Here is a 12835-nt window from a genome sequence, read left to right on the forward strand (position 1 = left end):
GATGGCCCAGGTTACAGTCACGATCGACGGAAAAGCCTATCGCATGGCCTGCGACGAGGGTCAGGAGGAGCATCTTATCGGCCTTGCCGAGCGCTTCGACCGCTACGTCTCGCATCTCAAGGATTCCTTCGGTGAAATCGGTGACCAGCGGCTGACCGTGATGGCCGGCATCATGGTGATGGACGAGCTTTCAGAATTGCAGAAGCGCCTGATGGGCGTGGAGAGCGAGGTGGTCACGCTGCGCAAGACGCGCGACGATGCGCTGACCAAGGCGGACAAGAACGACACGGCGCTGACGGGCGCGCTCGGCGGGCTGGCGCAGCGCATGGAGGCGCTGGCCGAGAAGCTGGCGGTCAAGCCGGCGAGTTGAGGTTAGCCTCTACAGCGCTGCGTCCCTTCGGACGCGCAAAGGGCGCTGTAAGTCATTGATTCTGCGCATCGTACTTTCCGAAAACCGATTCCGGTTTCGGGCGGATGCGCTAGTAGCGTAAAAAAAATCGCGCCGGTTTCCCGACGCGATTTTGTTTTGCAGTCTGATGGAGCGTTAAGCCGCCGGCTGGGCCTCGATCGTCCGAAGCGACTGAGCCTGGCGCTTGGCCGCCGCCTTGACGGCGTCCTGCACCTTCTCGAAGGCGCGCACCTCGATCTGGCGCACGCGCTCGCGGCTGATGTCGAACTCGGCCGACAATTCTTCGAGCGTCAGAGGCTCTTCCGAGAGACGGCGCGCCTCGAAGATGCGCCGTTCGCGCTCGTTGAGCACCGACATGGCGCCGGTAAGCATGCCGCGGCGGTTCTCGAGTTCGTCCTGCTCGATGAGCATGGTCTCGGCGCTGTCGTGGTCGTCGACCAGCCAGTCTTGCCATTCGCCGGACTCGCCCTCGGACGCGCGGATCGGCGCGTTGAGCGAGGCGTCGCCGGACAGGCGACGGTTCATCGACACGACTTCCTCTTCCGAAACGTTCAACCTGGTGGCGATCTCGGTGATCTGGTCGGGCTTCAGGTCGCCGTCGTCGAGCGCCTGAATCTTGCCCTTCACCTTGCGCAGGTTGAAGAACAGCCGCTTCTGGTTGGCGGTCGTGCCCATCTTGACCAGGCTCCACGAGCGCAGGATGTATTCCTGGATCGAGGCCTTGATCCACCACATGGCATAGGTGGCCAGCCGGAAGCCGCGCTCCGGCTCGAATTTCTTCACGGCCTGCATAAGGCCGACATTGCCCTCGGAAATCACCTCGCCGATCGGCAGGCCGTAGCCGCGATAGCCCATGGCGATCTTGGCGACGAGCCGAAGGTGGCTGGTGACTAGCTTGTGGGCAGCGGTGGTGTCCTCATGCTCCTGGTACCGCTTGGCGAGCATGTACTCTTCCTGCGGCTGGAGCATCGGGAACCGACGGATTTCCTCAAGATAACGGGAGAGCCCGCCTTCTCCGGAAACGATGCTGGGTAGTGACTGGGCCATTTTAGCGCCCTCCTCTCTCTTACATTGCCCCCTGATGAAGGCGGGCATGAGGTCCGGCCGCGTTCAACGCGCTTTCGGGCCAACCAACATATATAGGAACAAAACCGGAAAATACAGAGGTTTGTTCAATCCTAAACAGATTGTAATGTTACCGCACCCGAACGCCAGCGCGCTTTCTTGATCGCACGTTCAGCTTTTATGAAGGTCGGAATGGCGGAACGCGTCGACCAATTCCGTCATGTCGTGCGGCATCAGAGCTTCGAACCGCATCATCTCACCCGTGACGGGATGGGAGAAGGCAAGAAGTTGCGCGTGCAGGGCCTGGCGGGGAAAATCCTTCGCCATCGATCTGAGTGGCTCGGGCAGGCGGTTCGCCTTGGTGCGGAACGCCTGGCCGTAATCGGGATCGCCGATAACGGGGTGGCCGATATGGGCCATGTGGACGCGGATCTGATGGGTGCGGCCGGTCTCAAGCCTGCATTCCAGGAGAGCGGCTGTGGCCCTGTTGTCCGGTTTTGCGCCGAACCTCTCGAGGACCGCGTAGCGCGTGACGGCGTGGCGGGCGTCGGCGCGGTCCTTCGGCACCGCGGCCCGGCGGACACGATCGGCGGCGCGACCGAGCGGCACATCGATAACGCCGGAACTACGCTCGGGTGCGCCCCAGACCAGGGCCACATAGGCACGTTCGAGTTCACCCGACCGGCCATGGTCGGCAAACGCTTCCGACAGCGCGCGGTGGGCGCGGTCGGTCTTGGCGACGACCATGACGCCGCTGGTGTCCTTGTCGAGGCGGTGGACGATGCCCGGCCGTTTGACGCCGCCTATGCCCGACAGGCTGTCGCCGCAATGGTGGATCAGCGCATTGACCAGCGTGCCGGTCCAGTTGCCGGCGCCGGGATGAACGACAAGCCCGGGCGGTTTGTTGACGACGATCAGTTCGGAATCCTCGTAGAGAATGTCGAGTGGAATGTCCTCGCCTTCGGGTTCGGCCGGCGTCGGTGCCGGCAGGATGACTTCGACCGTCTCTCCGGCCTTCAGCTTTCGTCCGGGATCGGTGGCGGGCGCTCCAGCCACCGCGACAGCGCCCTGACGCACCAGCGCCTGGACGCGGCTGCGGGAGAAATCGGCGCCGAGTTTCTGGGTCAGCCACAGGTCCAGCCGCGCGCCGGCAGCCTCCGGGCCGGTCTCAAACACAGCCGACCCGGCCCCTATCAATCCGGAAAGGTCTTCGCTATCAGGGTCGCGCATCGGGCATCCGGATAATCATCACCATGGCGCGGCCGGCATTGGACGACGAAGAGGAAAAACCGCTGGACCCGGCGGTCGAGAAGGTGCGCAGGAAGCTGGTGCGCTTCGTCGCCGTCAATCTCGGCCTGCTGTTCATAGCCCTTATGGCCGTGGTGGCCGCACTTGTCTACAAGTCGCGTGTGGAGACGCCGCCGGCTACAGAAGTTGCCGTCGAGGCGCCATGGCCGGAAGGCGTCGCCGAGGGTCGGATCCTGCTTCCGGCCGGGGCAAGGATCGTGTCGCAGTCGCTCTCCGGCAACCGCGTTTCGCTGGCGCTCGAATTTCCCGACGGCGGCCGCGCGATCCATATTTATGATTTGGCCTCGCGCCGCATGGTGGGACGCTTCGTGGTTACGGACGAATGAGCGAACGGCGCATCGCGACCGTGGCGCTCGTCGTTCGCGACTATGATGAAGCGATCGGCTGGTACGCGGAAAAGCTCGGCTTTGTGCTAGCCGAGGACGCCGATCTCGGCGGCGGCAAGCGCTGGGTGACGCTCGATCCCGGCAATGGCGGCGCGCGGTTGCTGCTTGCCCGAGCGGATGGCGAGCGACAGGCGTCGCGCATCGGCGACCAGACCGGCGGCCGCGTCTTCCTGTTCCTGGAGACCGATGATTTCGCCCGCGACCATGCGATCATGCTGGCGAAGGGCGTTTCCTTCAAGGAAGAGCCGCGCCGTGAAACCTACGGAACCGTGGCCGTGTTCGCCGACCTCTACGGCAATCTCTGGGACCTGATCGAGCCGAAGCACTGAGGCCGGGGCAGCGTTCTCGCACTGCCCCGGCCTCCGGTTGGAAGCAGCAGAAGCGCGGTTGCTTTTTGCCGGCGGCCAGCCTATATCGCGATTTCTGCGCGCGCCCATCGTCTAGCGGTCAGGACACCGCCCTCTCACGGCGGGAACAGGGGTTCGATTCCCCTTGGGCGTACCAACGATTTCAAACACTAGCGCTTCAGCGCAAAAACTCGTCAAATATCAGTCAAATATCGCGTCCGAGGAGGCCTCGGTGGAGCGCCTCGCTCAACGCTTCGGCTTCCTCGTAGCGAACTCGATTGCCCTGCCTAGACGGGCTGCGCATGCCTGCCTATGCATTGCGCTACTCGATAATTTAGCAGATGCTAATCGTAGCCGAGGACGTATTTCATATATCCGTCGAGTGTCCTCGGTTGCTCGAATAATGGGGAGGAATTCAACAATGCCATTGTTCATAATTACCGGCAGCTACACGCCAGCCGCAATGAAGGGAATGATCGCCAAGCCGTCAAATCGCGAGTCGGCAACCAAGGCCCTCGTAGAGTCATCTGGGGGGAAATTGCATTCTTACTATCTGACGACTGGGGACAACGACTTTATGATGGTGGTGGAGGCGCCAAATGGGACGAACTTGATCGCCCCTCTGGTCGTTGCCGGTGCATCCGGAACGGTTTCGAACCTCAAAACCGTACAAGCGTTCACAAGTGCTGAGTTCACCGCTGCGCAGAAGAAGGCAGGTGAGGTCGCGTCCCGCTATAAGCCGGCAGGTTAGAAGCCCTGAAGGACCGCCTGGCAAATCCGGGCGGTCCATGGCTCTTGCCGCCGGCTTGCCACTCGATGAGGTAAACCAGGAGCGGGAGCAAGCCGGGATTGAGATTCGAAAAGTCGCCAAGGCCATATCCCGAAATCACAAACTTGTGCCCGCCGTTACTGCGATGCGCAGGGTCGCGGCCCACCCGCGGCGGGCGGAATTATGGTTAGTCAATCCTTAATGCTTCTAAAGCACATTTGGCTAACCGAAGCCGGGTCCGGCCGGGGGCGGTCCGGGATGAAACGAAATGGCGGGCAGGGAAGACGCGCCGCGCGGCGCTTCGTACAGGACGTTCGTGCGGGCGAAGGGAGCCTCGTCATGCGAGGCGCGCGAATTCACCTGCGGCGACCTGTTCGAACTGGCGCAGGCGGGCTGCGATTGGATCTGGGAGACCGATCCCGAGTTGCGCTTTTCATGGCTCTCCGAAAACTATGAGGAAGCGACGGGCGTCGCTCCGGAAAAGGTGCTCGGCCGCTTCCGCTTCGACTTTTTGAAGGAAGGGCCGAACGGTTCGAAGGAAGCCGAGGCGCATCTCGACGACCTCCAGTCGAGGCGTCCGTTCCGCGACTTCGTCTACGAGTTCAGCGCGGGCCGGGCATACTGCCGCTGGGTTTCGGTCACCGGCCTTCCGCGCTTCAGCGCGGCAGGTGCGTTCCTCGGCTATCGCGGCGTCGGCCGGAACGTCACCGCGCTGATCGCGCCCTTTGAAGCGGCACTCGAACGCTCCCGGCTTGCCGAGTCGGTGCTGAACTCCGTCAAGGATCCGATATTCGTCAAGGATGAGAATCTGCGCTTCGTCTTCGCCAACGAGGCCTGCGCCTCGATGTTCGACAAGAGGCCGGAATCGATGCTGGGCAGGGATGGCGGCAATTTTTTGCCGGCCGGCAAAGTGGCCGAGTTCGAGCAGTCGGAGCGGCAGGTGCTCCGGACCGGTGAACCTTACGAAGTCGAGGAGCAGTTCGATCAGGACGGCGTGGTGCGTTCACGCGTCGTGCGCAAGCATCGAGTAGACCTCGACAGCGGCAGGCGCTACGTCGCCTGTTTCGTCTTCGACGCGACCGAGATGAAGCGCCGCGAAACCGAGGCCGAGGTGGCGAGGCGGCGGCTGGCCGACGTTTTGGAATCGCTGCCTGCGGGTGTGGTCATCTACGACAGTGAGGACAAGTTCGTCCTCGCCAACAGGAAGCTGCAGGATACACTGCCCGAGTTGAAGGCGGTCTGGCAACCGGGCTGTTCCTTCCGCGACGCCATCGCGCATGGCCGCGAACTCGGCTATTTCCGATCAAGCGGCGATCCCGAAATCGACAATCTTTACGAATCCGATCCGGACGCCTGGATCGATGCCTACATGGCGCGGCATCGATTGCGCCACAACGCGTTCGAACGCCGCAATCCCGACGGCCGCTGGTTCCATGCCATTGATACCCGTACCGACGACGGCACCTTCATCGGCGTGCGCGTCGACATCACCGAAATGAAGGAGCGCGAGAAGGCGCTGCGCAGGAGCATGCGCAAGACGGAACTCTACCGTCATGTGCTCGATGAGCTTCCCGTGGCCGCCTACGTCAAATCCAAGGATCTGACCTTCGAGTTCGTCAACAAGGCCTGGTCCGACCTGACCGGCGTCTCCGCCCAGCAGGCATCCGGCCGGACCGACCGGGACTTCTTTGCCGGGGAAGGCGAAGGCTTCGCCGAACGCGACCTTGCCGTGCTCAGGACCGGCGTCGCCAATGAGATCGAAGAGACGCTGACCCACCGGGACGGCACGCCCCGCCAGCTTATCGCCAAGAAGAGCCGCCTCGTCGCCAGCGACGGAAGCGTGCATCTCATCGGGTCGAGCACCGATATCACAGACGTCAGGGCACGCGAGGCCAGGCTTCAGGAGAGCCAGCGCGAGAACGAGATATTCCGCAGCCTGATCGACAACGTGCCGGTGGCGATCTACGCCAAGCGCGACGACCTCAAACTCTTCTATGTCAACAAGTACTGGACCCAGCTGACCGGCGTTCCCTACGAGGAGGCAATAGGCCGGACGGATTTCGAGGTCTCGGGCGAGAACGGCCACGCTTTCATGGAGAGCGATCGCGCCATCCTGCGGACCGGGCAAAGCCAGGAGTTCGAGGAGCAAGTCACAGCGCCGGACGGGAGCCTGCGCTACCAGATCGCGCGCAAGGATTCAATGAAGGCCTCGGACGGCACGCTCTTCCTGCTCGGCTCGACCATCGACGTCACCGAACAAAAGCAACGCGAGCAGGAGCTGCAGGAAGCTCAGCGGCGCGCGGTGCTTGCCGACCGCGCCAAGTCCGAGTTCCTCGCCAACATGAGCCACGAGATAAGGACGCCGATGAACGGCGTGCTCGGCATGGCCGAGCTGCTTTCAAGATCCGATCTCGATCCGAAGCAAAAGACCTTCACCGAGATCATCGTCAAGTCGGGCAACGCGCTCTTGACCATCATCAACGACATCCTCGACTTCTCGAAGATCGACGCGGGGCAACTGGTACTCGATCCGGCGCCGTTCGCGCTTGCCGAGGCCATCGAGGACGTGGCGACGCTGATCTCGACGCGCGCCAAGGAAAAGGATCTCGAGCTGATCGTGCGCATCGAGCCCGGTCTCGCTGAAACCTATGTCGGCGACGTCGGCCGGTTCCGGCAGATCGTCACCAACCTTATTGGCAATGCCGTCAAATTCACCGATTCCGGGCATGTGCTGGTCGATGCCAGTGGCGAGCCGGCGCAAGGCGGCACGAAAATCCGCATCTCGGTCACTGATACCGGCATCGGCATTCCGGCCAACAAGCTCGCTGCCGTGTTCGAGAAATTCAACCAGGTCGACGCTTCCTCGACGCGCCGGCACGAAGGCACGGGGCTCGGACTTGCGATCACTTCGCGCCTCGTCGCCCTGATGGGCGGGGAAATCGGCGTCGAGAGCACCGAGGGCAGAGGCTCGACCTTCTGGTTCACGGTCACGCTGCCCGGCGCCAGCCAGCAGCCCCGCCGCGTCATGCCGTCCGACGTCACCGGCGCGCGCATCCTCATCGTGGACGACAACCAGGTGAACCGCGCCATCCTGTCGGAGCAGATGGCGGCCTGGACTTTCGACGCTTGTGCTGCCGAAAGCGGCGAGGAGGGGCTGAAGGTGCTGATGGCGGCGGCCGCACGAGGGATCGCCGTAAATTGCATCGTGCTCGACTACCAGATGCCCGGCATGACCGGCGGCGACATGGCCCGCATCATCCGCGCGACACCGGAAATCGCGGACACACCCATCGTCATGCTGACCTCGGTCGACCAGTCGCTGTCGGGGCCAGCATATCGTGCTCTCGCGATCGAGGCGCAACTCGTCAAACCGGCGCGCTCGTCGCTGCTGCTCGAAACGATCGTTGCGGCGATCCAGAAACAGCGTGCGGCCGGATCGATGCATGACGATTGGCGGGCTCCGGTTGCCGCGGATCGACCTCAGGCAACAGTCCATGCAGAGCCCCGCCCCGCGCAGCGGCGCGGCGATCCGCCGGCTGCCGATGCGGAGGTGGGCGACGGCCACCGCGTCGATATACTGGTCGCCGAGGACAATGAGGTGAACCAGCTTGTGTTCACGCAGATCCTCGGCGAGACGGACTACAGCTTCGAGATTGTCTCCAACGGGCGGCTGGCCATCAAGGCGTTCGGCGAGATGAACCCGCGCATCATCCTGATGGATGTGTCGATGCCGGAGATGAGCGGGCTCGAGGCGACGGCGGCAATAAGGAGCGCCGAGACCGGCACGGGTCACCACATCCCCATCATCGGCGTCACCGCGCATGCGCTCAAGGGCGATCGCGAGCGCTGCATCGAAGCAGGCATGGACGACTATCTGTCGAAGCCGATCAGCCCGAAGGCGCTGATCGACAAGGTCGAGCGCTGGGCCGCGCAGACGTGGCGCGAGAATCGCAATGCCGGTTGACAGGGCTGACGCTATGGTGTGATCGCACCATAGCCGCCGCCTCGATCCGGGGATTAACCATGATGATTGATACCGTTCTGGTTAACGGACGGGAGTAGCGGCCGCCGAGATAAAGACGGTGTCAATCCCCAACGGGACACTGTTTCGGCGAGACCCGGCCGGGTCACATCCCCGGCTGCTGGCGTCGCCTCCCGTCCGATTTTTTTCCACACATGCCTCGACGATCAATTCTTCCAGCGCCATCCCTTGGCCATCGTCTTGCCAGGTTAGCCCAAACCGCTGTTTGCCTTACGCATAATCGAGCGCACCGACATCCTTTCCATCTCCGCCATCTTGGTAGCCGGCGTAGCATCGCCAGCCGCGTTACCGGGCCGACATCAAACTGTCATCCAACTGTAATAGTCGGAAGCTATTGGCTCACCGGGCGCTGACAGATTTCGCCCTTTGACAGATTTCCGAACAGGAGCAGGCTAGATGAAAAAAGCAATCCTTACCGCGTCGGCCGCTGCCGTCGCGCTTGCCGCGTCGGTTGGCTACGCCGCCGCGCGCGACCAGATCCAGATCGTCGGTTCGTCCACCGTGTTTCCGTTCACCACCGCCGTTGCCGAGAAGCTCGGCCAGGGCGGTCAGTTCAAAACGCCGGTCGTCGAATCCACCGGCACCGGCGGCGGCATGAAGCTGTTCTGCTCCGGCGTCGGCGAGAACACGCCCGACTTCACCAACGCCTCGCGCGCCATCAAGGACAAAGAACTCGCCGATTGCAAAGCCAACGGCGCGACCCCGGTCGAGATCAAGGTCGGCTTCGACGGCATCGTTCTCGCGAACTCCAAGGCCGGCGCAATGGTCGACCTGACCAAAGAGCAGATTTTCAAGGCGCTCGCCAAGAACGTCGCGGTCGACGGCAAGGTGGTTCCGAACCCCTACGTCAACTGGTCCGACATCGAGGCCTCGCTGCCTGCCACCAAGATCGAAGTGCTCGGCCCGCCGCCGACCTCCGGCACGCGCGACGCCTTCGTCGAGTTGGTCATGGTCGAAGCCTGCCAGGACGAAGTGAAAGCGGCCAACGAAAAGGCCTGCCCTGAAATCCGCGAAGACGGCGCCTATGTCGAAGCCGGCGAAAACGACAACCTGATCGTGCAGAAGCTCGAAGCCAACGCCAACGCGTTCGGTATCTTCGGCTTCTCCTTCCTCGACCAGAACGCCGACAAGCTGCAGGGCCACAAGGTGGACGGCGTCGAGCCGACCTTCGAGAACATCGCGTCGGGCGACTACGGCGTTTCGCGCTCGCTCTTCATCTACGCCAAGAAAGAACATGTCGGCGTCATTCCCGGCATTGCCGAGTTCATTGCCGAGTACACCTCTGAAGGCGCTTGGGGTCCTGACGGCTACCTGGCCGACAAGGGCCTGATCCCGCTGCCGGACGCGGAGCGCGCCAGCGTTGCCGAGAACGCCAAGGCGCTCAAGGGCATGGGTTCCTGACAATACAGGAATTCGGGCTTGTTTGCCCGGCTTGAATACGCGGCAGGGGTTCGGGACGGGTTCCCGAACCCTCGCTGTCCTGACATGGTTCCGGGCTCGGGGGCGCTCCTTTCATGATCGGCTATTTGGTCCTTGCTCTCTTCGCGCTCTTTGCCGTCACCTATTTCATGGGTCGCAGGCGCGCGCTTACGAGCGTTTCCGGCGAAATCTCAAAGCTTCATTCGCTTCCGAGCCATCACGGCATGTTCCTGGGACTGGCCGCGGCGGGGCCTGCCCTGATCGCGGTGGCGATCTGGTCGATCGCGACGCCCGGCATCGAATCCTCGATCATCAAGAGCCGATTCGCCGCGGAGCTTGCTGGCCTGGGCATTCCGCAGGTCGAAGCATTCGTCCGCGACGCGAGGGCAATCGCTTTCGGCGGCCTGGTCGGATTTACCGACGCCACCAAGGAAGCGGCGGCGATTGCCTATCGTTCGATCCACCAGACCAGCATTGCGATCATCTTGGCGCTTTCGGCCGTGCTCGCTGCTGCAGGGTTCTACTTGGCCTATTCGCGCATCGCTCCGGCCTACCGGGCGCGGCATGTCGTGGAGCGGGTTCTGAAGATATTCCTGATCCTGTGCTCGGTGGTGGCGATCTTGACGACGGTCGGCATTGTGTTGTCGCTGATCTTCGAATCGCTCCGTTTCTTCCAGCAGGTTCCCTTCTACAAATTCCTGTTCGGACTGCATTGGTCGCCGCAGAGCGCCTTTACCGGTGCCGGCACCGAAGCCGGCGCTGTGGACCCGAATATCTTTGGCGCCGTGCCGCTGTTTGTGGGCACGCTGCTCATTACGCTCATCGCCATGCTGGTCGCGGCGCCCATCGGGCTGATGTCGGCCATCTACCTCTCCGACTATGCTTCGCGATCCGTCCGCGCTGTGGCCAAACCGGTTCTGGAGATACTGGCGGGCATTCCAACCGTCGTCTACGGCTTCTTCGCGGCTTTGACCGTCGCACCGTTCTTCCGCGGCCTCGGCGAAAGCGTCGGCCTGGGCGTCGCCTCGGAATCGGCGCTCGCCGCGGGCGTCGTCATGGGCATCATGATCATCCCGTTCGTCTCATCCCTTTCGGACGACGTGATCAACGCGGTCCCGCAATCATTGCGCGACGGCTCGGCGGGGCTTGGCGCAACCAAGTCCGAGACCATCCGCAAGGTCGTGCTTCCGGCGGCGCTTCCGGGAATCGTCTCTGCCATGCTCCTGGCGGTCAGCCGCGCCATCGGAGAAACCATGATCGTCGTGATGGCTGCCGGCCTTGCGGCGAATCTGACGCTGAATCCGCTCGAAGCGGTAACCACCGTCACCGTGCAGATCGTTACGCTGCTCGTCGGCGACCAGGAATTCGACAGCGCCAAGACACTCGCTGCCTTCGCGCTCGGCCTTGTGCTGTTCTGCATCACGCTTGCCCTCAACATCATCGCATTGCGAGTCGTCCAGAAATACCGGGAACAGTATGACTGACATCACATCTCCAATCGGCGTGGGGCCGCGCGTATCCGGTCTGCATACGGGTGACGCCGCAAAGGCCAGGCTCAGGGGGCGGTATGCCGCCGAAACGCGCTTCAAGTGGATAGGCGCAGGCGCCGTGGCGCTCTCGGCGCTGTTCCTTGTTCTTCTGCTCTCGACCATCGTCACCGAGGCGCTGCCGGCCTTCAGGATGAACTACCTGACGCTGCCGATCGACCTCTCGGCGGCCAAGGTCGATCCGGCGAATCCCGGTGCGGCCAACTATGCGACAATTGCGCAAGACGCCCTGTCGGCAAAATTCCCCGGCGTCGAGAGCCGCCAGGACCGCAGGCTGTTGCGGGGGCTGCTTTCATCGGGTTCAGGCGACATCCTGCGACGGGACATCGCCGACGATCCGTCGTTGCTCGGCAAGACCGTCGACTACTCGTTTCCGCTCGACGACTTCGCCGACCTCTACTTCAAGGGGTTAATTGCCGACAAGGGTTCGGACACGGCGATCGCCACGACCGTTGCGCCCTCGGGCACCACTGGCGACATTGAAGTAACGTTCGGCGACGACAGCATAGCCAGCCTTGCCCGCGGCTACGGTGCGATCGAGGAAAACGGCGTTTTACGCCTGACCAGCGGAGCGGCCTCGCTGTTCGTTGCGCTCGACGGCGGCATGGTCAAACTCACGGAGATTTCGACCGCCGGCGGCGCGACAGTCGCTAAGGGCACCGTTCTCAAGCCGCTGGACAGCAATGCCGCCGCGGCGGCCGGCGCCGCCATGCTGCGCGTCATCAATACGCCCGAGAGCTCGCGCAAGATTTCCGACAAGGAGATCGTCTGGCTCGACGAGTTGAAGGCGCAGAACCTGATCCAGACCCGGTTCAATACGATCTTCTTCTTCACTGGGGCCAGCCGCGAGCCGGAACTGGCCGGCATCTGGGGGGCCGTCGTCGGCTCGTTCCTGACAATGATAGTGACACTCGCCATCGCATTTCCGATCGGCGTCTCGGCGGCGCTCTATCTCGAAGAATTTGCCACGAAGAACCGCTGGACCACGATCATCGAGGTCAACATCAACAATCTCGCGGCGGTGCCTTCGATAGTCTACGGCTTGCTTGGCCTCGCGGTTTTCCTGAATTTCTTCGGCCTGCCACGTTCGGCGCCGGTCGTCGGCGGCATGGTGCTCGCGCTGATGACCCTGCCGATTATCATTATCGCCTCACGCGCCTCGCTGCGCGCGGTGCCGCCATCGATCCGCGAAGCCGCGCTTGGCATTGGCGCCTCCAAGGTGCAGATGGTCTTTCATCACGTCCTGCCGCTGGCGATGCCAGGTATAATGACGGGCACCATCCTCGGCATGGCGCATGCGCTTGGCGAGACGGCGCCTCTTTTGATGATCGGCATGGTCGCCTTCATCGTCGACATTCCGGGCGGCTTCACCGATCCGGCGACGATTCTCCCAGTCCAGATATTCATGTGGGCTGACTTCCCCGAAGCAGGCTTCCAGCAGAAAACCTCTGCCGCGATCCTAATCCTGCTGGCATTTCTGGTAATCATGAACGCGATTGCGGTGATCCTGCGCAAGCGTTTCGAGCGGCGCTGGTAGCGGAGT

The 12835-nt window shown here is 62.6% G+C and carries 10 protein-coding genes and 1 tRNA gene; 9 read left to right on the forward strand and 2 right to left on the reverse strand.

Features of this window, described 5'->3' with window-relative positions; all coding sequences use genetic code 11:
* Position 1: 1 nt before the first annotated feature.
* Positions 2–370 carry a cell division protein ZapA gene (locus ABLE71_RS10190; RefSeq protein ID WP_348783222.1) on the forward strand — a complete coding sequence of 123 codons (369 nt, stop codon included), beginning with the start codon at positions 2–4 and terminating at the stop codon, positions 368–370.
* A gap of 174 nt (positions 371–544) precedes the next feature.
* Here ABLE71_RS10190 and rpoH read toward each other — a convergent pair whose 3' ends face one another.
* The gene (gene rpoH / locus ABLE71_RS10195) at positions 545–1456 is read right to left on the reverse strand and encodes an RNA polymerase sigma factor RpoH (protein ID WP_348783223.1); all 912 of its coding nucleotides are present in this window, start codon (positions 1454–1456) and stop codon (positions 545–547) included.
* Between the two features lie 189 nt (positions 1457–1645).
* Positions 1646–2704, reverse strand: coding sequence for an RluA family pseudouridine synthase (locus tag ABLE71_RS10200; RefSeq protein WP_348783224.1), 1059 nt, complete (start codon positions 2702–2704; stop codon positions 1646–1648).
* Positions 2705–2727: 23 nt separating this feature from the next.
* Here ABLE71_RS10200 and ABLE71_RS10205 point away from each other — a divergent pair, with 23 nt between their 5' ends.
* From ABLE71_RS10205 to pstA, 8 genes are all read left to right on the forward strand, one after another.
* Positions 2728–3108, forward strand: coding sequence for a fimbrial protein (locus ABLE71_RS10205; RefSeq protein WP_348783225.1), 381 nt, complete (start codon positions 2728–2730; stop codon positions 3106–3108).
* Positions 3105–3497, forward strand: a complete 393-nt coding sequence (locus ABLE71_RS10210) for a VOC family protein (protein ID WP_348783226.1) — start codon at positions 3105–3107, stop codon at positions 3495–3497. Before ABLE71_RS10205 ends, ABLE71_RS10210 begins: the two co-directional genes overlap by 4 nt.
* A gap of 100 nt (positions 3498–3597) precedes the next feature.
* Positions 3598–3672 (forward strand) — tRNA-Glu (locus ABLE71_RS10215).
* A gap of 264 nt (positions 3673–3936) precedes the next feature.
* Positions 3937–4266: a GYD domain-containing protein gene (locus ABLE71_RS10220; protein ID WP_348783227.1), complete on the forward strand. Its 330-nt coding sequence runs from the start codon at positions 3937–3939 to the stop codon at positions 4264–4266.
* Positions 4267–4552: 286 nt separating this feature from the next.
* A complete protein-coding gene (locus ABLE71_RS10225; protein ID WP_348783228.1) occupies positions 4553–8248 on the forward strand; it encodes a PAS domain-containing protein in 3696 nt (1231 codons plus the stop codon).
* Between the two features lie 474 nt (positions 8249–8722).
* Entirely contained in the window at positions 8723–9727 is a 1005-nt protein-coding gene (locus tag ABLE71_RS10230; protein ID WP_348783229.1) for a substrate-binding domain-containing protein, read from the forward strand.
* A gap of 113 nt (positions 9728–9840) precedes the next feature.
* Positions 9841–11229, forward strand: coding sequence for a phosphate ABC transporter permease subunit PstC (gene pstC / locus ABLE71_RS10235; RefSeq protein ID WP_348783230.1), 1389 nt, complete (start codon positions 9841–9843; stop codon positions 11227–11229).
* Positions 11222–12829 (forward strand): phosphate ABC transporter permease PstA, encoded by a 1608-nt coding sequence (pstA, locus tag ABLE71_RS10240; protein WP_348783231.1) that lies wholly within the window; start codon positions 11222–11224, stop codon positions 12827–12829. Before pstC ends, pstA begins: the two co-directional genes overlap by 8 nt.
* Positions 12830–12835 lie beyond the last annotated feature (6 nt).

Source organism: Mesorhizobium sp. KR9-304 (assembly GCF_040049215.1).
Lineage (GTDB): Bacteria > Pseudomonadota > Alphaproteobacteria > Rhizobiales > Rhizobiaceae > Mesorhizobium_K.